The sequence below is a fragment of the Sphaerisporangium sp. NPDC004334 genome (assembly GCF_053602655.1).
In genome coordinates this window covers 275,578-301,215 of record NZ_JBSGDZ010000005.1, presented here as the reverse complement: position 1 = coordinate 301,215, position 25,638 = coordinate 275,578, and the positions used below count along the sequence as shown (strand labels likewise).

Here is a 25,638-nt window from a genome sequence, read left to right as displayed (position 1 = left end):
TGTCCGACGTGCGAAGATCCGCGGGTCGAACGGCTTCCGGCGGGGCGGGCGGGTCTCCCCGGACGACGCGCTCCGGCGAGGGCGCTCACCCGCCCAGGCAGGCGTCGGCGCCGGTGATCTCGGCCCGCATGTTCCGCTCCATCATCCGCACGGCCGCGTCGGCGAGATCGCCGTGGATGTCGGCGACGCAGTCGCGGGGGATCTCGATCGCGTAGTGGCGCACGTAGGCGTCCAGCGCGGTGTACAGGATGCACTGCTCGGTGACCTGCCCGGTCAGGATGACCTTCTCCACGCCCTGGTGCTGGAGCAGGTACTCCAGGGACGTGCCGAAGAAGGCGCTGTGCCGCACCTTGGGGAGGAACGCGCAGTCGTGCGGGGGCAGCAGCGGCTCGACCAGGTCGGGCCGCCTGCCCTTGCGGGCGCGGTCCTCGATCTCCTCCCGGGAGGCGGTGAAGTCCCCGTGGTTGTCGTTGACGTAGACCAGTTCGACGTCTTCGCGCCCATGGGCCCGCCGCACCAGCCCGGCCAGCGGCGGCACCACCCGCTCGGCGCTGGCCTCCAGCAGTTCGACGTCCTCGTGCGCGTACGGGCTGAGCATGTCGATCACAAGGAGCGCGGTAGTCGCCATGTCTCCCTGCATGCCCAGCCAACCCACCAGAACACCCGTGACGCCGTGCATAGATGACGTAGATCCTCGACGATCGATCACACCATCTAGACGAGATGTAGTAGGTGTACTACATTCCATGCCATGAGTACTGCAGTCGTGGACCCGCGCGAAACGGGTCGTCTGCGCGGCCTCCAGGCGCCGCCCCGGAAGGCCGCAGCGCGAGGAGAGCGCCGCGATGTCCGGTGAAGACGTCTACAACCGCATCTCCATGCTGCGCGCGGAGCGCGGGGTCTCGCGCAAAGATCTGGCCGCCGCGCTCGGCGTCCACTATCAGACCATCGGCTACCTGGAGCGGGGCGAGTACAGCCCCAGCCTTCACCTGGCGCTGCGCATCGCGGAGTACTTCGACGTACCGGTGGAGATCGTCTTCTCGCTCACGCCGTTCCCCCGGCTGGGCAGTGAGGTGGTGAAGTGATGAAGCGAACCGAAGAAGAGCGCTTCGAGGCCGCCCGGCGCGGCGTGCCGCTCGTCTGGTACGGCACCCGCAGGAGCCGGCGGCTCACCGTCCTGCTCGGCGCCGCCGCGCTCGGGCTGCTGTACGTCAGCGCGGTCGTCTGCTGGTTCCTCGGGCCGGGCGACCCGGCGATGTGGACGACGTTCGCCCTCGCGGCCCTGTGCATGGCGATCGGCGCGTGGGTGTTCTGCGTCCTGTACGTCGCCTCCGGCGGCGCGATCGGCGTGGCGCGGCACAAGCTGGACGAACGCCAGCTCACCGAACGGCGGCTCGCCCACGCGGCCGCCCATCGCGGCACGGCCTACCTGCTCGGGATCACCGTGTTCCTGGCCCTCCAGATGGACGGCGACGCCGACCATTTCCTCCGCCTGCCGACTCCGACGCTGTTCCTGTGGCTGTACGCGCTGTTCTGCACCCACCTGCTGCTCCCCCAGCTGACGGCCGGCTGGCGGCTGCCCGACCCGCTGACCGAGGAGGACGAGGCCGGGGCGGGGGCCCTGGCCTGACCGGTGGCCTCAGTGGGCGGCCGGGGCGTAGGCGGGGGCCGGGCGGGGGCGGCGGGATGGGCGCCAGGTGGTCAGAATCGCCAGGGCGAGCAGCAGTTCGGCGATGTCGCCGCCGTAGTACATGATCTCGGCCGCGCCCTGCCGCTCGGCGGCGGGCGCGTCCAGGCCGGGCAGCAGCCCGGCGTACATGAGCTGCGAGAGCGCGGCGTGCGCGGCGATCGCCACGCCGAGGACGACCAGCCGTCGCGGCACCGGCGGACGGCGCGGAGCCGGGTCCGGCCCGGCGATCACCCAGGCGAACAGGCAGCCGGCCGCCACCACGTGCGCGTGCACCAGCACGTGCAGCCCGGGGCTGCCGCTCGCCGCCCGGTACAGCGGCGTGGCGTACAGGGCGGCCAGGCCGCCCAGGTTGAGCGCCGCCGCCGTCCACGGGCCGGCCACCGCGTGCAGGTACCGGCTCCTCAGCGCGGCGGCCACCGCCCGCCCGCCGCGGGGCCCCGCCGAGCGCAGGACGAGCGTCACCGGGGCGCCGAGGACCAGCCCGAGCGGCGCCAGCATGCCGGCCAGAAGGTGCTGGATCATGTGCCCGCGCAAATCGTGCGCGGCGAGCGTGGCCACCGGCGGCAGGAACGCGGCGGCCAGCAGGACGGTCCCGGAGAGGAAGGCGGCCGTCCGACGATGGCTCCAGCCCCGGGCCTCCCGGCGCCGCCGCGCGGCGGCCAGGGCGTAGCACCCGGCCGCCAGGACGGCCACCATCGCCGGCAGGAGCGCCACCACACCCCCGTGCGTCCCGGCGCCGTGACCGTGCATGTCGTGCGGGGACACCCTCACGCCCCCGCGTCCGGGCCCACCGGCCCACGGCGGACGCGGAGCCGGACCAGGCTCATGCCCTCTCCTCCGGGCCCGCCGGTTCCCGGCACAGGTCCACCGTGGTCGCGCCGCGGGCGAGAAGCCAACCCCCTGCCATCAGGACGGCGCCGAGGGCGAGGAACCCCAGGTCCCACCAGGTCTGGTACGGGCCGGCGCGCACGTGGTGGATGCCGAGGACGTGGTGGTCGACGATGCCCTCGACGAGGTTGAACAGGCCCCACCCGACCAGTCCCCAGCCCCACAGCTCACGCGACCTCCACACCCTGCCGCGCGAGCGGGTGACCCGCGAGTACAGCAACCCCAGGCCCGCGAGCACGGCGACCCAGGTGAACACGTGGAACAGTCCGTCCCACAGCGTGTTCATCCGCAGTCCGGGGACGGTCTGCGGCGAGTAGTACCGGATCCCGATGTTGTCGGTGTCGGTGCTGCTGAGCATGTGGTGCCACTGGAGGACCTGGTGCAGCAGGATGCCGTCGACGAAGCCGCCCAGGCCCACGCCCAGCACCACGCCCGGCAGGGCGAGGCGCCGCTCGCCGCCGGCCGCGCGGGCCGGCCCGCTCGTCGTCATGGCTCCCCTGTCCGTCGGCCGCCGGAGACCTCAGGGGCCGGCCTCGCCGAACCCTGCACCGGGCTCCCTGCCCCGAGGCGGTCCGGGTAAGCCGGACTTGATCATGTGCTTGCCCGGACGCACCCGCCCGCGCCGGTCACAGGTCGCGGCGGAAGATGACGACCAGCACGCGCAGCGCCAGGATCGAGGCGACCACCAGCAGGTTGTAGGCGAACAACTGGTAGAGGCCCACCTGGGCGGTCACCTTGGGCCCGCCGTCGACGCCGAGCAAGAGCACCGCCATGATCCCGGCGGTGGCGGCCAGCACGGTCAGCAGCACCTGGTGCAGCATGCCCGTGACGTGCCTGCGGTCTCGTTCGTCGGCGAACAGCCGCACGTTCACCGACAGGCGGCCGTTCTCCGCCGCGCCGGCGATGCGCTCGAGGCGGCGCGGCAGGCGGCGCAGCATGGGCAGCAGGGCGGTGGCCTCGTCGGTGACGGCCCGGCGGATGGTCGCCGGGTCGCGCGACTCGGCGAAGTGGCGGGCGCCGAACGCGCGCGCCTCGGCCACCAGGTCGAAGCCGGGCGCGAGCGCGGTGAGCGTTCCCTCGACGGTGGCGAGGGTACGGAACACCGCCGCCACCTCGGGCGGGACGGACAGGCCGTGCCCGGAGACGATGCCGAACAGGTCGGTGAACATCCGGGCGCCGGCCGTGGCGCCCGCGCCGTTCATGTGGCGGGCCATGAACCGGCCGAGCTCGCGCTCCAGCCGGGCCTCGTCGATCTCGTCGGGCCGCGGCACGACCTCCAGCAGCGCGTCGGCCACCCCGAGCGGGTCGCCGCGGTCCATCGCCAGCAGCAGCCTCTGGAGCGAGGCGCGCAGCGAACCGTCCAGCCGCCCCACCGAGCCGAAGTCCAGCAGGCCGAGGCGCCCGTCGGCGAGCAGCAGGATGTTGCCGGGGTGCGGATCGGCGTGGAAGACCCCGTCCACCATGATCTGCCGCAGCAGGGTCCCGAGCAGCGTGCGCGCCAGCACGCCCGCGTCCGGCGCCCCACCCGTGTGACCGTCCCCGGCCTCCCCCGCCCCACCCGTGTGACCGTCGCCGGCCACCCGCGCCCCGCCCGCGTGACCGTCCCTGGCGTCCCGCGCCGCGCCGGTGGCCGCACCGTCGTGCCCCGCGCCGCCCGCGGCCTCCGCGCCCGCCGTTCCCCAGGCGTCGGCATCAGCGCCAGCGGCGGCGCCGGGCCGCGACGCCGGGGCGGCGGTGTCGAGCGGCGTGCCGTCCAGGCGCTCCATCACCAGGACCCGCCGGCCGGACAGCGGCAGGTGCGGGGCCGGGACGTGCACCTCCGCGTCGCGGGAGGTCGCGGCGACGGCGGCCATGTTGGCGGCCTCCACGCGGAAGTCCAGCTCCTCGCGCAGCGCCTCGGCGAACCCCCGTGCGAGGTCGCGGACGCCGATCGCGCGCCCCCACCGCGTGCGCGCGGAAAGGGTGAGGGCCAGCCGCGCGACGATGTCCAGATCGCGTTCGACCACCTCGGTGATGCCGGGGCGCCGCACCTTCACCACCACCCTGGCACCCGAGCGCAGCCGCGCCGCGTACACCTGGGCAATGGACGCCGAGGCGAGGGGCCGCCGCTCGAACTCGGCGAACACCTCCTCCACCGGGCCGGGCAGCTCCTCGGCCAGCACGCGCTCGACCTGCTCCCACGGCGCGGGCGCCGCCCGGTCGCGCAGCAGCGCCAGCTCGTCGATGAACTCGGCGGGCAGCAGGTCGGGGCGGGTGGACATGATCTGGCCGAGCTTGACGAACGTGACGCCGGCCTCGTCCAGAGCCAGGCGCAGGGACCGCGCCACCCGCGCCCGCCCTCCGGCCCCGTCGTCGGGGCGGCGTCCGCGCAGGTACGGACCGAGCCCGTGGCGGGCCAGGATGCGGACGATGGCGAAGTACCGGCGCGATCTGGCGGCCCTGCCGCGCAGCGACCGCGCCAGCTCGACCGGACCGGGCAGCGACCCCGCGGGCACGAGAGCCTCGGCCACCGCGAGGAAGACCATCGCCGCGAGCAGCGCGCACGCCACGGCCAGGATCAGGAACCACAGCGGGGTGAGACTGGAGTCCTGCGGGGAGACCGACCCCGCCAGCGCCTGCATGATCGGGCCGGCCAGCAGGAAGGCCAGCGCGCCGGCGAGCAGGCCGCGGACCACTCCGAACCGCAGGTTCAGCAGCCGCCGCGCCGCCACGGCGAACGCGCCGATCATCACCAGCACGGTGACGGCGATGACGATCGTGATCCCCACGTCCACAGGCGGCCTCCGCGCGGTCTGTCCACCGGCCCGTGGCGACGCCCACGACGGCCGGGCCGACACTATCGCGGGCTTAGGCGGCATTTCCTCGGATATAAGTGGAAGATCCACCCGACCGGCAGAAGGTCCCGGCCCGGCCGGCAGGGCAGAATCGGTCATGCCCGGGATGTCGGCCATGGGGTGTCCCGACCGGATTTCGGAGTCGCCCGGGCGGTGAGCGAAGGAGGCCGGCCGGTGCGCGCGGTGCAGTACGACGGGTTCGGCGAGCGGCCCGAGGTGCGGGAGGTGGCCGATCCGGCGCCGGGGCCCGCAGGTGCGGTGATCCGGGTCGAGGCGACCGGACTGTGCCGCAGCGACTGGCACGGGTGGATGGGCCACGACCCCGATATCCAGAAATTTCCGCATGTGCCGGGGCACGAGCTGGCCGGCGTGGTCGAGGCGGTCGGCCACGACGTACGGGCGTGGCGTCCCGGCGACCGGGTCACCACCCCGTTCGTCTGCGCGTGCGGACGCTGTCCCGCCTGCGCGGCCGGAGACCACCAGGTCTGCGAGAACCAGACGCAGCCCGGGTTCACCCACTGGGGCTCCTTCGCCGGCTACGTCGCCATCGGCGACGCCGACGTCAACCTCGTCCGCCTGCCCGACGCCATGTCCTATCCGACCGCCGCGAGCCTCGGCTGCCGCTTCGCCACCGCCTTCCGCGCCGTCGTCGCGCAGGGGCGGGCCGCGCCGGGTGAGTCGGTGGCGGTGTACGGCTGCGGAGGCGTCGGGCTGTCGGCCGTGATGATCGCCGCCGCGGCCGGGGCCCGCGTGGTCGCCGTCGACGTCTCTCCCGCCGCCCTGGAACTGGCCACCCGATTCGGCGCCGCGCACACCGTCCTCGTCCCGCCCACGCCCGCCACGGGGCAGGACGGGTCCGCCCAGGTACGCGAGATCACCGGCGGCGGCGCGCACCTGACGATCGACGCCCTGGGCAGCTCCGCGACCCTCGCCGCGGCCGTGGAGAGCCTGCGGCGCCGGGGACGGCACGTCCAGGTCGGCCTGCTCCCGCGGGCCGCCGGGCACCCGGCCGTCCCGATGGACCGCGTGATCGGGCTGGAGCTGTCGATCCTCGGCAGCCACGGCATGGCCGCGCACGCCTACCCGCCCATGCTGGCGATGATCGCCGACGGCCGGCTCAGCCCCGACGCGCTCGTCACCCGCACGATCACCCTGGAGGAGACCCCCGAGGCCCTGGCCACCATGGCCACCGGCCCGGCCGGGATCACCATGATCGTCCCTGCCCGCACATGAACCCGGCACCGCCGTCCCTGACCGCACACGACCCCGGCACCGCCATCCCTGACCGCACACGACCCCGGCACCGCCATCCCTGACCGCACATGACCCCGGCACCGCCATCCCTGACCGCACACGACCCCGGCGCGGCCGTCCGGCGCTCCCCAGACACCGGTGACCACCCTTGGGACGACAGCGCCCCCCGCGCGGCGCGGAGGGCCGCGCGGGCGTGCGGGCGAGTGGCGGGCGGAATCGGCGGCGCTCGATTTCGTTTCTTCGGCCCCGCGGATCGAGGACGCGCAGCCCCTGCTCCACCCCACGTGTAGGCCGAACCGGGCCTCTGGGCGTCCACATCTCGTGCGGTCGCGTGGCGGTGGCGGTCGCCCGAACCTGGTAGGAAGGTATCCACGCCTGCCCTGAAACCTGCAGGCCGAGGGAGTGATTATGCAGTTTGGTGCCGATCCGCAAGCAGGATTGGTCGTGTTCTCCAGGGTGGGCAACAGCGCGATCGTCGTCGAGGCGCAAGGTGAGCTCGACTACCGTTCCGCGGTCATCCTGCGCGACGAACTCGGCCGTGCCTGGAGCATGCCTGGAGTGACGGCCGTCATCCTCGATGTCGCCGGGGTCACGTTCTGTGACTCGGTGGGGTTGAGCGAGCTCATCGCCGCCCTGCACCACAGCCAGGCGGCCGGGCAGGGCTTCATGCTCAGCGGTGTCCAGGGCACGCTGCTCCGGGTGCTGACCATCACCGGTCTGCGCGCGGCGTTCGACACCTACGAGAGCGTGGACGACGCCATGCTCCGCGTCTCCCCCTCCGTGGCCGGAGCGATGGAGCCTCTTGATCCCCTCGGCCTGGCGGGCGCCGCCGGCCCGCACCTCGGCGGCGCGGTCCCCATGGACGCCATCGGCCCAGGTCAGGCGGACGACGTCCTCACGAGCGTGAGCGGGGCAGGTCAGGGGGACGACGGGTCCACGGTCGCGGGCGTGCTCCAGCAGGCCGACGACCTGCCGCCTCCCGACTCGGCCTCCCCCATCCCCCCTCCCCAAACCTGACCAGCCCCACCCGGCCTCCAGCGCCACACCACCAAGCCGCAGGGCGCACCCGTGTCCAGACAGAACCCAGAGGACACCCCCCAGCCCGAGCGCGTCGCCCTTCAGCCCTGGGTGGACCTTCCCCGGAGGCCACGCCGCCACCCGGAAAAGCCCACCTTCCCCAGCCAGGAGCGTCACACCCCCGCCAGGAAAGCCCCTCCCCCGCAGGGCACGCCGTCAGACGAAAGGGCCCACTATGTCCGGCCGGGTGCGTCGCTCTTCCCGCTTGGGTGGAGCCTTCCCCCGGCGCCGGGGCGGCGGGATGGTGGGCGGTGGATCCGGCGCCGCCGTACGGCGGACGACCGGTACACCTCCGCAGTCGCCCTAGAGGCGCACCTCGTACTCGGGGGAGCGGCGCCGGCCGGGCTGGCCGGCGGTGACAGTGGGCTCGATCTTGCGGATGTAACCGGCCGCCTCCAGCAGGTCCAGCGCGGGCACCATGGCGGCGACGCGCTTGAACCGGCGGGCGAGGCGGCGGAAGATGTCGCGCCGCCGGAACCGCTGGGCACCGGTCCTGCGGATGCATTCGAGCACCGCGCGCGCGTCGTCCGGCAGGGCGTCATCGGATCGGGCGGGCGGGGTGACCGAGATGATCTGCATCCGGGAGGCGCTCTCGTTGCGGATGCGCGAGATCTCCAGGATCAGATCGTCCAGGTCCACCAGCATCCGGGTGGCGGCGCGGAAGCGCTCGAAGTCATCCTGGATCAGCAGCAGCCGCTCGGCTTCGTCACGCATGGCTGAATAATGTCATTTGTGGCATTAATGTCAACACATTCGCGAAGCCCTACTTAACCGGATTTTCGCGGCCCTCCTCAAGGTTGTCCAGCATGCGGCGAAGCACGCCCGTAAGCTGCCGCGACTCCTTTTCGGAGAACCCGTCCAGCAGCCGCGTGACCGCCTGCCCGAAGATCGGGAGCGAGCCGCGGCGCGAGCGCCCTCCTCTGGGCGGTCACCTCGATCATGATCGAGCGACGGTTCCGGACGCGGTCAGGTGCGGGTGCCGGTGGAGGCGTCGGCGAGCGCGTAGGCCAGGGCGCTGTCCAGGTCCAGCTCGCGGCCATGGGCGAAGGCGGTGTCGAAGTCGCGGTCACCGAGAACGGCCCTGGCCCGCGACTCGGCCTGCTCACGCAGGCCGTCGGCGCGCGGCAGGCACAGCCGCAGCCCGTAGCTGTGCTCGACCAGTTCGCCGCTGCCGAGCAGCCGCGCCGCGCGGTCCATGTCGCCGAGGCCGGCGGCCGTGCGGGCCAGGCTCGCCAGCACCATCGCCATGCCGTGGCTGTCGTGGACCAGCCATTTGTGGCGCAGCGACGCGCGCGCGTACCGGTCGGCCGCCGCGTAGTCACCGTGGTCGGCCTCGATGAGACTGCGGACCCACTCCCCCGACGAGCGCACCCAGATGTCGCCCCGGGAATCGCACAAGGACGCCTGCAGGCGCAGGCAGCCGAGGGCCCGGTCCAGCCTGCCGAGCCGCATGAGCGCGTACGCCTGCCCGGTGAGCGCCATCGCCAGGCCGGCCCCGCGGTCGCCGCCCTGCTCGTGGGTACCACGCGCCCGCTCGTACATCGACAGCGCCTCTGTGAGGTACCCCCAGCGCAGGCCGGTGTTGGCGCAGCAGAGGATGCCCCAGCCCGCCGCCGCCAGGTCGTCATGGGAGAACGCCTGCGCCATGCACTCGGTGGCCAGGTCGTTGGCCTCGTCCAGGTCGCCCTGCAGGTCGGCGAGCCACGCGCACGCCCACAGCGCGCGCGACAGCGCCCGCCCCGAGGGCTGGACCAGCTCCAGCGCCCGCCGCAGGTGGCCGCGGCCCTCCTCGACCAAGCCGCAGGCCAGCCACAGGTAGGTCAGCCGTCCCGCGAGGTCGAGGCCGGCGGTGTGCTCGGCGGGCTCGGCCAGGCAGAAGCCGAGCGCCTCCCGCAGGTTGGGCAGCTCGCGGCGCATCCGGGTGTACCAGGACACCTGCTCGGCGCCGAACCACTCGGCGTCGAACCGCCGGGCCAGGTCGAGGTAGTGGTCGCGGTGGCGGCGCCGGACCCCGGCCGTCTGCCCCAGCTCGCGCAGCCACACGGCGCCGTACTCGCGGATGGTGTCGAGCATGCGGAAGCGGACGGCCGCGCCGGCGTCGACGCGTGACACCACCGACGCGTCCACCAGGGCGAGCAGCACGTCCTCGACGTGCTCGCGGCCCAGGCCGGCGCCGACCTCGTCCTCGGCGTCCGCGCACACCGCCTGCGCGGCCGCGAGGTCGAAGTCGGCCGGGAACACCGACAGCCGGGCCCACAGCAGGCGCTCCAGCGGCTCGCACAGCTCGTGGCTCCAGCCGATCGCCGTGCGCAGCGTCCGGTGACGCGCCGGGCCGGGACGGCGGGTGTCGGACAGCAGGGCGAAACGGTCGCCCGCACCGGCCGCGACCTGCTCGAACGACAGTGACCGCAGCCGCACGGCGGCCAGTTCGATCGCCAGCGGGATGCCGTCCAGCCGCCGGCACAGCCGCGCCACCTCCGGGGTGGCCGCGAACCCGGGCACCAGTGAGGCGGCCCGCTCGGTGAACAACGCCACCGCCCCCCGCGCCCCGCTCCCGGACGACGCCGCGCCCCCGCTCGACCCGCCCCCGGACGAATCCACGCCCCCGCTCGACCCGCTCTCGGACGGCGCCGCGGCCCCACTCGGGCCGCCCTCGCCGTCCGCGTCCGTGGCCAGGGCGTCCGCGCCATCGGACGGGCCGCCGCCCCGCCCCGCGTCCCCGGCCTGACCGGACCCATCGTCTCGCGCGCCGCCGGCCCCGGTCGGACCGGACGCGCCGTCTCGCGCGTCGCCGGTCCGTAACGGGCCGGGCCGGCCGTCCGGTGCGCCGCCGGACGGCGCCGTGTCCTCTCCCAGGCCGGGCTCGCCCTCCACCGGCAGCGGTTCGACCTCGAAACGGGCCTCGCCGAGGACGCCGAGCACGCGCCTGCTGGTGGCGAGGACCCGGACTCCGGGCGCGGCGGCCAGAATCGCGCGCACGGTCGCGGCGCAGGCGTCCGTCAGGTGCTCGCAGGTGTCCAGGACGAGCAGCGTGCGCCGCCCCGCCAGGAACTCGCCGAGAACGGCGACCGCCGTGTCGCCGGGCCGGGCGCCCACGCGCAGCGCCGCGCGGATCGCGTCGCCGACCATCTCGGGGGCCCGCAGCGAGGACAGCTCCACGAACCACGCGCCGCCGGGGAAGCGGCCCGCCACCTCGCGCGCCACCCGCGTCGCCAGCCGCGTCTTGCCGACCCCGCCCACGCCTGTGAGCGTGACCAGCCGCGACTCCCCCAGCATGCGCGCGATCGCGGCCACCTCACGACGCCGCCCCACGAAAGTGGTCATCTCGACCGGTACGTTGCTCGTGTATGCCCCGGCGGGCACATCCATGGCCAGCCCCACGTCGCCTCGGCTCCAGATGCCCCGCAATCGTAAATCAGTTCGCCCCGAATGCACAGATCGACTTTCCCGGTTCACTGCGCCAGAGGCCAAATACTTCACCCGGCGGCCGTCCCACGAACCTCGGGTTCAGGTCGTTTCTCCCGCCCCTATACGCGGGCCTATCCGAGAGGTGAGAATCACCGGATGAGGCGTTCGCGGGCACGGATATTCACCCGGCTGGCAGTGATCGCGACCGGTCTGGTCATGGTGGCGCTCGGGGTGGCGCTCCCCATGGCCGGTCTGGACGACGCCGACAAGTACGCCAGCGTGCTCGGCGCGTTCACCGGGGTCGCCGGGCTCGCCCTGTCGGCCTACGGAGTCGTCCTCGCCCGGCGCGCCCCCGCCCAGGAAGGGACGCCACCGCCCCCGGAGCCGGACTCCGGCGCGGGCCGGGTGCGCAACAGCGTCAGCGGCACGGTGCACGGCCCCGTCCTGCAAGCCGACACCTTCACCGGCCCCATCACGATCGGCACTCCGCGGCCCTGCCGTCCCAGTGACGAGGCGGCCGACGAGCGGGAGGGCCCTGCCCGATAGGCGGCCCCGGTCTTTGAACGATCGATGCTTCGCTCGCCATGGAATACCATCCGCCCGCGCTTTCCGGTCGCCGGTTTCTCATGAATGCGGTCTGGCCGTCCGCGCATTTCCCGGATCTCCGCGAGCCGTCCCTTGTACGGACGCACATGCCGCGGTCGCCGAATCAGGGAAACCGCCGTCCGGTGATCTTTCGGAACTCCTCGCGCGCGCGCCCGGAGAACCGCACCGTGGCCGACCGGAGGCCGGTGACCGTCCAGGGGCGAGGGGCGGGCGCCGGGACGGAACGGCCGGGCGGCGGGGCGGCGTCGGACGCCTCGGCGAGGCGGGTGCGGAGGCGGTCGCGGATCTCTTCGGGGGTGTAGGCGCGGCGGCGGCGCTCGGCGCGGACGATGACGGCTCCGGAGGCGGCGACGCCCGCGAAGGCGGCCAGGCCCAGTATCTTCCACCAACGCATGTCCTCAGGCTACTGGGAAGAGGAGTGGGATGTCCGGCGTGAGCATCGGCCTCGACGAGGCGCTCGACCTGACCCGCACCGGCGACGTCTGGCTGTTCCGCGGCCGGTCGGCGCCCGACCGGGCCATCCAGGTGACGACCAACAGCCCGGTGAACCACGTCGGCATGTCCGTCGTCATCGATGATCTACCGCCGCTGATGTGGCACGCCGAGCTCGGGCGGTCGCTGCCCGACCTGTGGTCGGGCACGAACCAGCGCGGCGTCCAGCTCCACGACCTGCGCGACGCCGTCACGGTGTGGGCGACGAGGTACGGGCAGCGCGCGTGGCTGCGCCAGCTCGACCGCCCGGTCACGCGGGACATGGAGGACGCCCTGCTGCGCACCATCGCGCGCCTGGACGGCACGCCGTTCCCTTCGACGGCGCGGCTGGCGGGCCGCTGGCTGCGCGGCCGGCTGCCGGCCGTCCGTCGTGCCCGGGAGGCGGCGCTGGAGACGGCCTACTGCGCGGAGGTGGTCGCGGCGACGTACCAGGACATGGGTCTGCTCCCGGCCGGTCGCCGCCTCAACTGGTACGACCCAGGACGTTTCTGGAGCGGCGACGACCTCGAGCTGACCTCGGGCGCCCGTCTGGGCGGCGAGATCCCGGTCCGCGTCCCGCCCGCCACCTGACCAAAACGACCTCGAACTCTGCCGCGGACGCCTGGCCGCCGTCGCCCCGCTTCTGTGCGCGTCTCGCCCGGCGGCGCTCGCGTCCCCGGCCGGCTCAACGGGACCTCGGCCAGGCTCGGCCGTCCTGCCCGGGCGGAGGAGCCTCGGCCGCGACGCCGTCCGGCTCGACGGGTTAGCAATTTGCAGGAAATCTCTGAAAGGCATTGCATGACGCCAAGTGACTGAGTAACTTCCGGGCAACAACCCTGAAATACGACACGCGGAGGCCCTTGTGGTCCGGCCACTCCCCCCATGGCCCGCGAGAAGGTCGCCCGTCCGCGGGCCGGCCCGCTTACCGGTGGCCGCGGTCCTCACAGCGGTCCTCTGCACGGCGCCCCTGGCCGCCGTTCCCCCGGCCTCCGCGAACTCCGTGACCTCCGTGACCTCCGCGGCCTCCGCGGCCTCCTCCACCGCCGCCGTGGCCTCCGCGGGCTCCGCCGCCTCCGGGGGCTCCGAGGCCTCCGCGGGCTCCACCGCCGCCGTGGCGTCCGCGGGTTCGCCCGGCGTTCCGGCCGCCGCGAAGGCGCTGGTGTCCCCGCTCAGCCGGACGGCGGAGCCCTCCGACAAGGACCTCGCCCGCGACGCGCCGCGCACCCGGCTGACGCGCGAGCGGTTCTACTTCGTGATGACCGACCGGTTCGCCAACGGCGACCCGGGCAACGACAGGGGCGGGCTGACCGGCGACCGGCTCGCCACCGGCTTCGACCCGGCCGACAAGGGCTTCTATCAGGGCGGTGACCTGGCCGGGCTGCTCGGCAAGCTCGACTACATCAAGGGCCTGGGCAGCACCGCGATCTGGCTGACCCCCGCGTTCAAGAACCGCCCCGTGCAGGGCACGGGCGCCGACGCCTCGGCCGGGTACCACGGCTACTGGATCACCGACTTCACCTCGATCGACCCGCACCTGGGCACCAACGCCCAGATGAAGCGGCTCGTCCGCGAGGCCCATGAACGCGGCATGAAGGTGTTCTTCGACATCATCACCAACCACACGGCTGATGTCGTCGACTACAAGGAGAAGACCTACACCTACCGCTCCAAGGCCGCCTATCCCTACGTCGACACCTCCGGCCGGCCCTTCGACGACCGCGACTACGCGGGCGGGACCACCTTCCCCAAGGTCGACGCCGGCTCCTTTCCCTACACGCCGGTCGCGGCCAAGGGCGTGAAGACCCCGGCCTGGCTGAACGATCCGACGATGTACCACAACCGGGGCGACTCGACGTTCAGCGGCGGCGAGACCGACGAGTACGGCGACTTCTCCGGCCTGGACGACCTGTGGACCGAGCGCCCCGAGGTCGTCAAGGGCATGACCGACATCTACCGGACGTGGGTCCGCGAGACCGGCATCGACGGCTTCCGCATCGACACCGCCAAGCACGTCAACATGGAGTTCTGGCAGCGGTTCTCCCCCGCCCTGCACGAGTACGCCGCGAAGCGCGGCCAGGACCGCTTCTTCATGTTCGGCGAGGTGTACTCCGGCGACCCGGCGGTGACCAGCCGTTACTCGACGCAGGGCGGCATGGACGCGACGCTGGACTTCCCGTTCCAGGAGGCCGCGCGGTCCTACGGCGGCGGCACGGCGGACGCCTCCCGGCTGGCCCGCCTCTACGCGGGCGACGACTACCACACGGCCGCCGACCGCGACGCCGCCTCGCTGCCGACCTTCCTCGGCAACCACGACATGGGACGCATCGGCCGGTTCCTCGCCCAGGACGCTTCGGGTGCGACCGACGACGAGCTGCTGCGGCGCGACCTGCTCGCCCACGAGCTGATGTACCTGACGCGGGGCCAGCCGGTGGTGTACTACGGCGACGAGCAGGGCTTCACCGGCAAGGGCGGCGACAAGGACGCACGGCAGTCCATGTTCGCCTCCAGGACCCCGAGCTACCTGACCGACGACCTGATCGGCACGACCGCGACGCACGCGCAGGACAACTTCGTCCCCGCCCATCCGCTGTACCAGGGGATCGCGGCGCTGGCGAAGCTGCGCGACGCCCACCCCGCGCTGGCCGACGGCGCGCAGGTCGAGCGCCTGGCCACCGGCGGCCTGTACGCCTTCAGCCGCATCGGCGCCAAGGAGCAGGTCGAGTACGTCGTCGCGGTGAACAACGCCGAGACGCCCGCCTCGGCCGCCGTGCCGACCTACTCGGCGGGCATGGGCTTCACCCGCGTGTACGGCGCGGGCCCCGCGACGGCGGCCACCGGCGCCGACCGCGCGCTCCGGGTCACCGTCCCCGCCCTGTCGGCGGTGGTCTACCGCGCCTCCGGCAGGCTCGCCGCCCCGGCCGCCGGGCCCGCCGTGTCGATCACGCTGCCGGGCTCCGAGATCGGCGGCACGGCGGCCGACGGGCGCGTCCCGGTGGCGGCGACCGTGCCGGGCGACGGGTTCGACCAGGTGACCTTCGCCGCCCGGGCCGGCGACGGCCCCTGGAAGGTGCTCGGCACCGACGACGCCCCCACCGTGTCCGGCGCGGGCCGCACGTTCCGGGTGTTCCACGACCTCACCGGGCTGGCCGCGGGCACGAAGGTCGCCTACAAGGCGGTGGTGAAGGACTCGGCCGGCCGGTTCGCCGCCGCCTCCGCGACCGCCGCCGTGGCGGCGCCGCCCACCCCGGAGGAGCCCGGGACGCTCACCCGCGACTGGCTTGTCGTCCACTACCGGCGCGCGGACTACGACGGCTGGGGACTGCACGTGTGGGGCGATGTGGAACAGCCCACCGAGTGGGGGACGCCGCTGGCGCTGACCGGCGAGGACTCCTTCGGCCGCTTCGCCTGGATCAGGCTGAAGCCCGGCGCGGCGAGCGTCGGCCTCATCACCCACAAGGGCGACGAGAAGGACGGCGGCGACCGTGCCGTCGACCCGCGCAGGACGGGCGAGGTGTGGCTGACCGAGGGCAGGCCGGAGGTCTCCTCCTCCCGTGCCGCCGCCCAGGGGTACGCGACCGTGCACTACCACCGCCCCGACGGACGGTACGACGGCTGGGGGCTGCACCTGTGGGGCGACGCGGTCGCCGACGGGGCGGGCACCGGCTGGGCGAGCCCCCGCGCGCCGGACGGCGCCGACTCCTACGGCCCGTACTGGAAGGTCCCGCTGAAGGACCCGTCGGCCCCGTTGAACTACATCGTGCACAACGGCGACGCCAAGGACCCGGGCCCCGACCAGTCGTTCGTCCCGGCGCTGCGGCCCGAGGCGTACGTGAACTCCGGCGAGGCCACCCTCCACCCGACGCGCGCCGCCGCGGAGAACGTGGCGATCCTGCATTACCGGCGCGCGGACGGGAACTACGACGGCTGGGGACTCCACGTGTGGAACGGGGCCGCCCAGCCGACGGAGTGGGCGGCCCCGCTGCCGCCGGCGGGCGAGGACGACTTCGGCGTGTACTACCGCGTGCCGCTGGCCGAGGGGGCGACGAGCCTGAGCTACATCATCCACAAGGGCGACGACAAGGACCTGCCGTCCGACCAGTCGCTCGACCTGAGCGCCACCGGCCACGAGGTGTGGCGGCTGGCCGCCGTCGAGGGCCACCTGCTGCCGCAGCCGACGGCCCGGGGCGCGGACGCCGACCTGTCCAAGGCCGCGGCGCACTGGATCGACCGCGACACCATCGCCTGGAACCTCACGCCGTCCACCGCCTCGCACTACTCGCTGGCGTTCTCCGCCGAGGGCGACATCGCCTACGACAAGGGCGACCTGACCGGCGACCTGCGGCTGATCCGCCTGTCCGGCGGGGGCGCCCTCACCGACGCGCAGAAGGCGAAGTGGCCGCACCTGGCCTCCTACGCGGCGCTGAAGGTCGACCCCCGCGACGCCCACCTGGTCGGGCAGGCGCTGCGCGGGCAGGTCGTCGCCGTCGAGCGCGACGCGGCGGGGGTGCTGCGCACGGCGACCGGCGTGCAGATCCCCGGCGTGCTGGACGACCTGTACGCCGCGGCGACGTCCGCCGAGCTCGGGCCGGTGTGGCCGTCCTCGGCCTCCTCCCAGCTGAACGCGGCCTCGGCCTCGCCGTCGGTGTCGGTGTGGGCGCCCACCGCGCGCAAGGTCGAACTGGCGCTCTACCAGCGCCCCTCCGGCGGCGGGCGCACCGTCCACCCGATGCGCCGCGACGACGCCACCGGGGTCTGGTCGGTGCGCGGCCTGCCCACCTGGAAGGGGCTCTACTACACCTTCCTGGTGACCGTGTACGCCCCGGCGGCCGGCACGGTGGTCACCAACGAGGTGACCGACCCCTACAGCGTGTCGCTCGCGGCCGACTCGGCGCGCAGCCAGCTCGTCGACCTGTCCGACCGCGCGCTGCGGCCCGGCGGCTGGACGACGCTGCGCAAGCCAAAGGCCGTGCCCCAGGAGAGGGCGTCCATCTACGAGCTGCACGTGCGCGACTTCTCCGCCTCCGACACCACCGTCCCGGCGTCCGAGAGGGGGACCTTCGCCGCGTTCGCCCGCGACTCCGCGGGCATGAAGGAGTTGCGCGGGCTCGCCGCGGACGGGCTCACGCACGTGCACCTGCTGCCCGCGTTCGACATCGGCAGCGTCCCCGAGCGCCGCGCCGACCGCACCGAGCCCGGGTGCGACCTGGCCGCGATGCCGGCCGACTCCGAGGGGCAGCAGGAGTGCGTGGCGAAGACCGCCGCCACCGACTCCTTCAACTGGGGATACGACCCGGTGCACTACACGGTGCCCGAAGGCTCCTACTCGACCGACCCGGACGGGCCGCGCCGCGTCGAGGAGTTCCGCTCGATGGTCGCCGGGCTGAACGGGGCCGGGCTGCGGGTCGTCATGGACGTCGTCTACAACCACACCTTCGCCGCCGGGCAGGACCCGAGGTCGGTGCTGGACCGCGTCGTGCCCGGCTACTACCACCGGCTGCTCCCGGACGGCACGGTGGCCACCTCGACCTGCTGCGCCGGCACCGCGCCCGAGCACGCCATGATGGGCAAGCTCGTCGTGGACTCCGTCGTCACCTGGGCCAGGCAGTACAAGGTCGACGGCTTCCGGTTCGACCTGATGGGCCACCACCCGAAGGCGAACATCCTGGCCGTGCGGGCGGCGCTGGACAGGCTGACGCTCGCCCGCGACGGCGTGGACGGCAGGTCGGTCATCCTGTACGGCGAGGGATGGAACTTCGGGGAGGTCGCCAACGACGCGCGGTTCGTCCAGGCCACCCAGGCGAACATGGCCGGCACGGGCGTCGGCACGTTCAACGACCGGCTGCGCGACGCCGTGCGCGGCGGCGGGCCGTTCGACGCCGACCCGCGCGTCCAGGGCTTCGGCTCCGGGCTGGCCGGAGCGCCGAACGGGTCGCCGGCCAACGGCGACGCCGGGCAGCAGCGGGCCCGCCTCCTGCACTACCAGGACCTGATCAAGGTCGGGCTGTCGGGCAACCTGCGCGACTACCGGTTCACCGCCTCCACCGGGGCGCAGGTCACCGGCGCCCAGGTCGACTACAACGGCTCGCCCGCCGGGTACACCGCCGCGCCCGGCGAAGCGGTGAGCTACGTCGACGCCCACGACAACGAGACGCTGTTCGACGCGCTCGCCTACAAGCTCCCGCAGTCGACCTCGATGGACGACCGGGTGCGCATGCAGGCGGTGGCGCTCGCCTCGGCGGTGCTGTCGCAGGGCACGGCCTTCGTGCACGCCGGCAGCGAGCGGCTGCGCTCCAAGTCGCTCGACCGCAACTCCTACGACTCCGGCGACTGGTTCAACCGGCTGCTGTGGGACTGCTCGGCGGGCAACGGCTTCGGCGCCGGCCTGCCGCCGAAGGCCGACAACGAGTCCAAGTGGCCCTACGCCAGGCCGCTGCTGGCCGACCCGGCGCTGCGGCCCGGCTGCGCGGCGATCGGCGCGGCGCGGGCGCGGTTCGGCGAGCTGCTGAAGATCCGCTCCTCCTCCCCCGCGTTCTCGCTCGGCTCGCTCGCCGAGGTGCAGCGGCGGCTGTCCTTCCCGGTGAGCGGCACCGGCGAGACGCCGGGCGTGGTCACCATGCACCTGGACTCCTCCGGCGCCGACCCGCGCTGGAAGTCGGTCACGGTGGTGTTCAACGCGACGCCGGACACCCAGGCGCAGACCGTCCCCGCGCTGAAGGGCGCGCGGGTCGCCCTGCACCCCGTCCAGGCCGCCTCGGACGACTCCGTCGTCAGGCGGTCGGCCTTCGACCCCTCGACCGGCACCCTGACCGTCCCGGCCCGCACGGTCGCGGTCTTCGTCCGGTCGTGAACCCCTCCCATCCTGGAGGCCCCACGTGAGATCGTGCGATCCCCCCGCCCCCGCCCGGTCCGTCCGCGCTCCTCGCCCCCGCCGGGCCGGGCTCGGTTCCCTCGCCCTGTCCGCCGTCCTGACCCTGCTGACGGCGTCGGCCGTCGTCCCGCTGACCGGCGGCCCCGCGCAGGCGGCCCCCTCCGGCACCAAGGACGTCACCGCCAACCTGTTCGCCTGGAACTGGCCCTCGGTCTCCGCCGAGTGCACCAACGTGCTCGGCCCGGCCGGGTACGGAGCGGTGCAGGTGTCGCCGCCGCAGGACTCCCTCAAGCGGGCGGGCACCCACTCGTGGTGGGAGCTGTACCAGCCGGCCGCCTACGACCTGACCGGAAGGCTCGGCAGCCGTGCCCAGTTCTCGGCGATGGTGCAGGCCTGCCACGCGGCCGGGGTCAAGGTCTACGCCGACGCCGTCATCAACCACATGACCGGCCAGGGCTCGGCCTCCTACGGCGGGAGGACCTTCTCCAAGTACAACTATCCGGGCACCTATTCCTCGGCCGACTTCCACTACTACCCGGGCGCCTGCGGCAACTCCGACGGCACCATCCACGACGGCGACTACGCCGGCAGCGCGCGCAACGTGCAGCAGTGCGAGCTGTCCGGCCTGGCCGACCTGGACACCGGCGCGGGCTACGTGCGCTCCCGCATCGCCGCCTACCTCAACGACCTGGTCGGCCTCGGCGTGGACGGCTTCCGCGTGGACGCGGTGAAGCACATGAACCCCACCGACCTGGCCGCCATCTACGGGCAGGTCACCGGCTCGCCGTACATCGTCCAGGAGGTCATCTACGGCGCCGGCGAGGCCGTCCAGCCCGGCCAGTACACCGGCCTCGGCGACGTGCTGGACTTCCAGTACGGGCGCTACCTCAAGCAGAAGTTCGAGGGGAACATCTCAGAACTGCAGACCTTCGGCGCCACGTGGGGCGGCATGCAGCCCGGCGACAAGGCCGTCACCTTCGTCGCCAACCACGACACCGAGCGCAACGGCTCCACCCTCACCTACAAGAGCGGAGCCGCCTACACGCTGGCCACCATCTTCCAGCTCGCCTGGACGCACGGCGCGCCGCAGATCTACGACGGGTTCACCTTCGGCGACAACGACGCCTCCCCGCCCTCGGACGGCAACGGCTACGTGACCGCCGCGAACTGCTCCAGCGGGTGGACGTGCCTGCACCGCGACGGCGCCGTCAACGGCATGGTGGGGTTCCGCAACGCCGTCCGGGGCACCTCGGTGGCCAACTGGAGCGCCCCGTCCGCCAACGTGATCGCCTTCAGCCGCGGCGCCAAGGGCTGGGTCGCGATCAACAACGGTTCCTCGTCCTACTCGGGCGCCTTCGCCACCGGCCTGCCCGCCGGCACCTACGCCAACCTGACCGGCGGCGGCTCGGTGACCGTCGGCTCCGGCGGCACGGCCGTCGTCACCGTCCCCGCCAAGAGCGCGGTCGCCATCCGGACCGGGGCCACCACCACGCCGCCGGCGACCGTCGCGACGTCGTTCAACGCGAACGTGACCACCACCTGGGGGCAGAACGTTTTCGTGGTGGGCGACCTCGCCGAGCTGGGCGCGTGGAACCCCGCCGGCGCGGTGGCGCTGTCGTCGGCGTCCTACCCGGTCTGGCGCGCCACGGTGGCCCTGCCGGCGGGCACGGCCGTCCAGTACAAGTACATCAAGAAGAACCCCGACGGCTCGGTCACCTGGGAGAGCGATCCGAACCGCTCCTTCACCACCCCGGCGAGCGGCACCGCCACCCGCGACGACACCTGGCGCTGACCCTGACCCGGCCGCGCGCCCCGGGGCAGGCGGCCAGGGGGCGCGCGGCCGGGTCAGGCGGGCGGACGCACCAGGGACCCGGCCGGTCGCGCCAGGATCGCGGCCAGCTCGGCCGGCCGGGCCAGGTGCGGGAAGTGGCCGCCGCCCGGCAGGACGGTGACGGCGGCGCCCGGCAGCGCCGCCTCCAGCCAGCGCCGGTACGCCTCACCCAGCTCACCGCCGCTCACATGGTGATAGGAGACGCCGCGCGCGCGAATCGCGTCCAGGTCGCGCGCGCGGCGGTCACCGAGGTCGCCGGACGGCGTGACCAGGATCTCCTCCCAGTACCCGAGGAGCAGGTCCTGCCGGGGGGTGGTGGCCGTCCGCAGCAGCTCCCGCGCGGACGGCGGCAGCAGGTCGATCCCCATCCCGGCGAGCAGCGACCCCCACACCTGCCCGTACCCGGGGCCGCGCAGTACGGGCTCGGCCTCGCGCAGCACCGCGGCGAACCCGTCGACGAGCAGCGGCTGGTCGACGTTGACCACGCCCCTGGTGGGATACGCGGCGGCGTAGACGGTCGCGAGCGCGCCGCCCAGCGAATGGCCGACCACCACCGGGTCCTCGATCCCGGCCTCGGTCACCGCTGCGTGCACCACGGCGGCCACCTCGTCCAGGCGGTAGGTGGAGCGCCGGGGCGACTCGCCGTGTCCGGGCAGGTCGAAGGCCACCACCTGCCGATCGGGGTCGCACGCGAGTTCACGCAGGACCGGCCCCCACTGGCGCCGGTCATAGGTGAGACCGTGCAGCAGGACCAGGGGCGGCCGGTCGCCGACTCTTCCCCGGCTGCCCGCGGCGAGCGCGCCGAAGTACCGTGGTCGCATATGTGACATGTCGTTCTCCCGCCCTGAGGGTGCTTTCACCTGGCAGGCGTAACTCCGGCACGAACGATTCGTTCGTCCGCGACGAACACGCCCCGGCACACCGGTGCGGCCTCCTGGCCCGGACGCTCCGCCGGGCCGACCGGCAGGCGGTGGCGGTGAGGCGATCCCTCTTCGGTCAGACCCGCCAGCGTGCCGGGCCGCCGGGGGCGGGCTGGTAGCGGAACAGGCGGCCGGTGCGCAGGGACGCCCGCAGGTGGGCGCCGGCCAGCGGCGCGGCCGACTCCACCCGCTCGACGGCGGCCCACAGCGTCCGGGTCGCGTTGACGCGGGCGCGTTCGGCCTCGCCCGCCTGGGCCCGCGGCCGGCCGCCCAGGCCGGTGGCCCGGCGCAACTCGCCCAGCAGGGCCGTCCGCTCATGCTGGAGGGCCGCCGCCCGTTCGGAGTCGCCCACCCGGTCGGCCTCGTCGAGCCGCCGGTCGAGCGTCTCCAGCCGCCGCCGGTAGGCCGCGCGGGCGGCGTCGTCGAGCACCGGGTCACCGCCGGGCGCCCGCAGGCCGGCGCCTCCCGCGACGAGGTCCAGCGCGGGGATCTCCCGCCCGGGCGCGGCCAGCAGTGCCCGCAGGTAATGCATGCCGCGACCGTCGCGCAGCCGGGCCGTCTCGGCGCCCGCCTCCAGGCTCCAGCCGTCGCCGTCCCGGCGCAGCCGCCACTCGTCGGCCGGGGGCTCCAGCGTGGCGAGCAGCCCGCCCATGCCGAGACGCCCGGCGATCGAGCGGGCGCGGGCCAGGTCGTCCGCGGCCCGGTCGTGGTCGCCTTCGCCGCCGCGCGCGGTCATGGCCTGCGCGCGGGCGACCAGCGTGCGGGCCAGCCAGGGCAGCGCTCCGACGCGCCGCTCCAGCGCGGCGGCGGCGTCCAGGTGGCCGACCGCCTGGTCCGGCCGGCCGAGCCGGGCGGCGAGCCGGCCCAGGTAGTCGTCCACCGGCCCGGTGATGGTGTTGGCGCCGCCCCAGACGACCAGCCGTCCCTGGTAGGGCAGCAGCGCCTCGTACAGCGCCTCGGCGGGCGCGGGCTCCCCGGCCAGCGACGCCACCACGGCGAGGTCGGCCGCGACGCCCAGCCAGCGCGGCCCCGATCCGGCGAGCACGGCGGGCAGCAGCCGCTCCAGCTCCAGCTCCGCCTCGACACCGCGGCCGGACTCGGCCAGGGTGCGGGCGGCGGCGGCCTCGAAGAAGTGCCCGGGCAGCCGCCGGGCGAGCGCCTGCCATGGTTCCACGAGGTCGGCGGCCTGCCCGCGCAACGCGGCGAGGCTCGCGCGCAGCGATCCGGCCAGGCGGCCGGTGTCGTTCAGCCCCGCCCGGCCGCCGCGGACGACCACCTCCCGCGCCAGAGCCTCCGCCGCGTCGAACCGGCCGCGGATCGTGGCCAGCATCGACTGGCGGGCGAGCACCACCACCGCCGCCTCGGCGTCCCCGGCCAGCTCGCCGGCCCTGGCGTACGCCGTGAGCGCCGCCTCGGCGGACGCGAGGTCCCCCAGCTCGCACAGGGCGGTGAACCGCCAGAACAGCCCGCGTCCCTCGACCGCCGCGTCACCCGCCCGCCGCGCCCGCTCGATGATCTCCGAGGCGGCGGCCAGTCGCTCATCGGCGGCGGCCGGGTCCCACAGGGCGTGCAACCGGCAGTCGAGGACCTCGGCGACCGCGCCGGGGTCGCCGGCCGTCCTGGCCAGCGCCATCGCCTCGCCGATCAGCTCCCGCCGGCGGGACGCGGCCGAGGCGTCCCCAAGCAGTTCGCGGGCGAGCCGCGCCAGCACCCGGGCCCGGGTCGCGGGCGGGAGCTGACGCCCGGCCGCGTCCTCCAGGACGCGGATCAGGCCGACGTCCAGGTCGAGGAACGACGCCCCCGACGGCGCGGCCAGTGCCACCTGGGCCACCACGTCGCCGGCGGCCGGCGAGCCCGCGAGCCCGGCGGCGAGGGCGAGGGCGGGACCGGGGAGGCCGCCCGAGGCCAGCCACACCGCGTGGGCCGCCTCGGCGGGCAGGTCCGCCACCAGCTCGGCGAGCTCCGGTTCCGCGAGGCCGCCCAGGCGCAGCTCCGGCGTCAGCCCGAGAGGGTCCCGCGCGGTCACGACCAGCGCGGTCGCGCCGGCCCCGAGGCGGGCGGCGAGCAGGTTCAGCAACGCCACGGCCGGCGCGCCGTCCCGGTCGGCGTCCTCCACCAGGACCAGGCGCGGTCCGCCGCGAGCGATCAGCCGCGCCACCTGGTCGAGCTCCGCGAGCCCATCCCCCGGCAACGTCCCGCCCCCGTCCGGACCGCTCCCTTCCGGACTGCTCCCTTCCGGAACGCCCCCGGAGCCGGGAGCGTCGTGCGTGCCGAGGTCGTCCAGCAGACGGGTCCAGAAAGGCGGGGCAGAGGCCAGGCCCGTCGCCGCGGCCCGGATGACCGGGATGCCGCGGGCGCGGGCCAGGCGCGCGGCGGCGCCGGCCAGCGCCGTCTTGCCCGAGCCGGGCGGCCCGGTGACGACGAGGTGCCCGCCGGTGCCGGCCGCGGCCCGGCCGAGCAGCCGCTCCACCGCGGCCAGCTCTCCGCGGCGTCCGATCAGGGTCACCTCCGCAGCGTACCGACCGTTCCGGGCCCGATGACCTGCGCTTCCCCTCCGCGCCGATGCCGAGGCGCCCCATGGCGAACGGCGGCGGGCCGTGGCCGGGATGAGCGATCACCCATGAGAGGGCCGGGCCGGTCGGACCGGCGAGCGTCTGGTGAGGAAATAAGCGAAAGGGAGTGATGTGGCGAAGTGCCGCAAGTAGCATCGCGGGCGTGCGAATGAGCCATGTCAGCCACGTTGCCGTCAGCGTCGTCATGGCCGGAGCGGTTCTGGCCGTCCCGGGGAGCGCCCAAGGGGCCGCGGGGCCGGGCAACCCCGCAGGCCGGGCCGTGGTGCCCGCGGACGGGAGGGCGATCGACACCTCGCGTCCCGACCGGGTGGTGGGGAACGGGACGCCCGCGAGCTGCACGTCGGCCGCGGTGGTGGCGGCGGTGGACAAGGGAGGGCTGATCCGGTTCGCCTGCGGGCCGAAGGCCGTCACGATCGTGATGCGGGCCACGGCGAAGGTGCGCAACACCAGCAGGCGCGTGGTGCTGGACGGCGGAGGAAAGGTGACGCTGAGCGGTGGCGGAGCGCGGCGGATCCTGTACATGAACACCTGCGACAAGGCGCAGGTGTGGACGACTCCGCACTGCGACGACCAGCAGTGGCCGCAGCTCACCGTGCAGAACATCCGGTTCGCCGACGGGAACGCCACCGGGGAGCGGGCCGAGGGCGGCGGCGGGGGCGCCGTGTTCGTGCGGGGCGGCCGGTTCAAGGCCGTGAACTCCACCTTCGTGCGCAACCGCTGCGATCCCACCGGGCCGGACGTCGGCGGCGCCGCGATCCGGGCGCTGGACCAGTGGCGCGACCTGCCGGTGTACATCGTGAACAGCACGTTCGGCGGGGCCGCCGGGCAGGGCGGGGTGTGCTCCAACGGCGGGGCGCTGAGCGGCATCGGGGTGTCGTGGGAGGTGCTGAACAGCGTGTTCACCCACAACCAGGCGATCGGGCGGGGCGCCAACCCGGCGCGGGGCGGCACCCCGGGCGGCGGCAGCGGCGGTGCGATTTACGCCGACGGCAACCGGTTCACCGTGCGCGTCGCGGGCTCGATCGTCAGCGACAACACCGCGCGGGAGGGCGGCAGGGCCGTCTTCTTCGTCAGCAACGACCGGACCGGGACGCTGCGCATCGAGCGGTCGGCCTTCCGCCGCAACCGCAGCGCCGGCTTCGAGACCAAGGGATTCCCGGGCATCTTCTTCCTCGGCGCGGGCCGTCCGCGGGTCGTCTCCTCCACACTGAGATGAGA

At 74.2% G+C, this 25,638-nt stretch carries 18 protein-coding genes; 9 read left to right on the top strand and 9 right to left on the bottom strand.

From position 1 onward, the window contains the following. Positions 1–85: 85 nt before the first annotated feature. On the bottom strand, positions 86–628 hold the full coding sequence (locus tag ACWEN6_RS08395) for a cysteine hydrolase family protein (RefSeq protein ID WP_452569587.1): 543 nt from the start codon (positions 626–628) through the stop codon (positions 86–88). Positions 629–845: 217 nt separating this feature from the next. On the opposite strand from ACWEN6_RS08395, the gene ACWEN6_RS08390 reads away from it, so the two are divergent. Further along, a complete protein-coding gene (locus ACWEN6_RS08390) occupies positions 846–1,085 on the top strand; it encodes a helix-turn-helix transcriptional regulator (RefSeq protein ID WP_354834142.1) in 240 nt (79 codons plus the stop codon). Continuing rightward, positions 1,085–1,630, top strand: a complete 546-nt coding sequence (locus ACWEN6_RS08385) for a hypothetical protein (RefSeq protein ID WP_452569586.1) — start codon at positions 1,085–1,087, stop codon at positions 1,628–1,630. Before ACWEN6_RS08390 ends, ACWEN6_RS08385 begins: the two co-directional genes overlap by 1 nt. Before the next feature lie 9 nt (positions 1,631–1,639). On the opposite strand, the gene ACWEN6_RS08380 is transcribed toward ACWEN6_RS08385, so the two are convergent. The 3 genes from ACWEN6_RS08380 to ACWEN6_RS08370 all read right to left on the bottom strand — a co-directional run bounded on the left by ACWEN6_RS08380 (position 1,640) and on the right by ACWEN6_RS08370 (position 5,352). Next, a complete protein-coding gene (locus ACWEN6_RS08380) occupies positions 1,640–2,440 on the bottom strand; it encodes a cytochrome c oxidase assembly protein (RefSeq protein WP_452569585.1) in 801 nt (266 codons plus the stop codon). A 73-nt stretch (positions 2,441–2,513) separates the two neighbouring features. Next, entirely contained in the window at positions 2,514–3,068 is a 555-nt protein-coding gene (locus tag ACWEN6_RS08375; protein ID WP_452569584.1) for a DUF2243 domain-containing protein, read from the bottom strand. A 136-nt stretch (positions 3,069–3,204) separates the two neighbouring features. Next, positions 3,205–5,352 (bottom strand): ABC1 kinase family protein, encoded by a 2,148-nt coding sequence (locus ACWEN6_RS08370; protein WP_452569583.1) that lies wholly within the window; start codon positions 5,350–5,352, stop codon positions 3,205–3,207. A gap of 234 nt (positions 5,353–5,586) precedes the next feature. Between ACWEN6_RS08370 and ACWEN6_RS08365 the strand changes: the two genes are divergently transcribed. Together ACWEN6_RS08365 and ACWEN6_RS08360 are read left to right on the top strand one after the other, a co-directional pair. Continuing rightward, positions 5,587–6,645 carry a zinc-dependent alcohol dehydrogenase family protein gene (locus ACWEN6_RS08365; RefSeq protein WP_452569582.1) on the top strand — a complete coding sequence of 353 codons (1,059 nt, stop codon included), beginning with the start codon at positions 5,587–5,589 and terminating at the stop codon, positions 6,643–6,645. Between the two features lie 465 nt (positions 6,646–7,110). Continuing rightward, complete coding sequence (locus tag ACWEN6_RS08360; RefSeq protein WP_452569581.1) at positions 7,111–7,683, top strand: STAS domain-containing protein; 573 nt, start codon at positions 7,111–7,113, stop codon at positions 7,681–7,683. Between the two features lie 363 nt (positions 7,684–8,046). Here the strand turns inward: ACWEN6_RS08360 and ACWEN6_RS08355 are convergent, their stop codons facing one another. Together ACWEN6_RS08355 and ACWEN6_RS08350 are read right to left on the bottom strand one after the other, a co-directional pair. Beyond that, positions 8,047–8,457 carry a hypothetical protein gene (locus ACWEN6_RS08355; protein ID WP_354834162.1) on the bottom strand — a complete coding sequence of 137 codons (411 nt, stop codon included), beginning with the start codon at positions 8,455–8,457 and terminating at the stop codon, positions 8,047–8,049. A gap of 252 nt (positions 8,458–8,709) precedes the next feature. Beyond that, entirely contained in the window at positions 8,710–11,067 is a 2,358-nt protein-coding gene (locus ACWEN6_RS08350; protein ID WP_452569580.1) for an NB-ARC domain-containing protein, read from the bottom strand. 240 nt (positions 11,068–11,307) lie between these two features. Here ACWEN6_RS08350 and ACWEN6_RS08345 point away from each other — a divergent pair, with 240 nt between their 5' ends. Beyond that, complete coding sequence (locus ACWEN6_RS08345; protein WP_452569579.1) at positions 11,308–11,697, top strand: hypothetical protein; 390 nt, start codon at positions 11,308–11,310, stop codon at positions 11,695–11,697. A gap of 163 nt (positions 11,698–11,860) precedes the next feature. On the opposite strand, the gene ACWEN6_RS08340 is transcribed toward ACWEN6_RS08345, so the two are convergent. Then, positions 11,861–12,127, bottom strand: coding sequence for a hypothetical protein (locus tag ACWEN6_RS08340; protein WP_452569636.1), 267 nt, complete (start codon positions 12,125–12,127; stop codon positions 11,861–11,863). A 53-nt stretch (positions 12,128–12,180) separates the two neighbouring features. On the opposite strand from ACWEN6_RS08340, the gene ACWEN6_RS08335 reads away from it, so the two are divergent. From ACWEN6_RS08335 to ACWEN6_RS08325, 3 genes are all read left to right on the top strand, one after another. Then, positions 12,181–12,819, top strand: a complete 639-nt coding sequence (locus ACWEN6_RS08335) for a hypothetical protein (protein ID WP_452569578.1) — start codon at positions 12,181–12,183, stop codon at positions 12,817–12,819. Positions 12,820–13,237: 418 nt separating this feature from the next. Continuing rightward, positions 13,238–19,075 carry a pullulanase-type alpha-1,6-glucosidase gene (gene pulA, locus ACWEN6_RS08330; protein ID WP_452569577.1) on the top strand — a complete coding sequence of 1,946 codons (5,838 nt, stop codon included), beginning with the start codon at positions 13,238–13,240 and terminating at the stop codon, positions 19,073–19,075. Between the two features lie 25 nt (positions 19,076–19,100). Then, positions 19,101–20,888: a carbohydrate-binding module family 20 domain-containing protein gene (locus tag ACWEN6_RS08325; protein WP_452569576.1), complete on the top strand. Its 1,788-nt coding sequence runs from the start codon at positions 19,101–19,103 to the stop codon at positions 20,886–20,888. 53 nt (positions 20,889–20,941) lie between these two features. Here ACWEN6_RS08325 and ACWEN6_RS08320 read toward each other — a convergent pair whose 3' ends face one another. Both ACWEN6_RS08320 and ACWEN6_RS08315 read right to left on the bottom strand, forming a co-directional pair. Then, complete coding sequence (locus ACWEN6_RS08320) at positions 20,942–21,757, bottom strand: alpha/beta fold hydrolase (RefSeq protein WP_452569575.1); 816 nt, start codon at positions 21,755–21,757, stop codon at positions 20,942–20,944. Positions 21,758–21,923: 166 nt separating this feature from the next. After that, positions 21,924–24,353, bottom strand: coding sequence for an AAA family ATPase (locus tag ACWEN6_RS08315; protein ID WP_452569574.1), 2,430 nt, complete (start codon positions 24,351–24,353; stop codon positions 21,924–21,926). A 209-nt stretch (positions 24,354–24,562) separates the two neighbouring features. Between ACWEN6_RS08315 and ACWEN6_RS08310 the strand changes: the two genes are divergently transcribed. After that, entirely contained in the window at positions 24,563–25,636 is a 1,074-nt protein-coding gene (locus ACWEN6_RS08310) for a hypothetical protein (protein WP_452569573.1), read from the top strand. Positions 25,637–25,638 lie beyond the last annotated feature (2 nt).

Bases quoted from the DNA above. Each gene is read 5' to 3' on its own strand.
- ACWEN6_RS08375 (WP_452569584.1), bottom strand. From the start codon at position 3,068: ATGACGACGAGCGGGCCGGCCCGCGCGGCCGGCGGCGAGCGGCGCCTC.
- ACWEN6_RS08355 (WP_354834162.1), bottom strand. From the start codon at position 8,457: ATGCGTGACGAAGCCGAGCGGCTGCTGCTGATCCAGGATGACTTCGAG.
- ACWEN6_RS08320 (WP_452569575.1), bottom strand. From the start codon at position 21,757: ATGTCACATATGCGACCACGGTACTTCGGCGCGCTCGCCGCGGGCAGC.
- ACWEN6_RS08385 (WP_452569586.1), top strand. From the start codon at position 1,085: ATGAAGCGAACCGAAGAAGAGCGCTTCGAGGCCGCCCGGCGCGGCGTG.
- ACWEN6_RS08390 (WP_354834142.1), top strand. From the start codon at position 846: ATGTCCGGTGAAGACGTCTACAACCGCATCTCCATGCTGCGCGCGGAG.
- ACWEN6_RS08335 (WP_452569578.1), top strand. From the start codon at position 12,181: ATGTCCGGCGTGAGCATCGGCCTCGACGAGGCGCTCGACCTGACCCGC.
- ACWEN6_RS08345 (WP_452569579.1), top strand. From the start codon at position 11,308: ATGAGGCGTTCGCGGGCACGGATATTCACCCGGCTGGCAGTGATCGCG.
- ACWEN6_RS08395 (WP_452569587.1), bottom strand. From the start codon at position 628: ATGGCGACTACCGCGCTCCTTGTGATCGACATGCTCAGCCCGTACGCG.
- ACWEN6_RS08380 (WP_452569585.1), bottom strand. From the start codon at position 2,440: ATGCACGGTCACGGCGCCGGGACGCACGGGGGTGTGGTGGCGCTCCTG.
- ACWEN6_RS08350 (WP_452569580.1), bottom strand. From the start codon at position 11,067: ATGACCACTTTCGTGGGGCGGCGTCGTGAGGTGGCCGCGATCGCGCGC.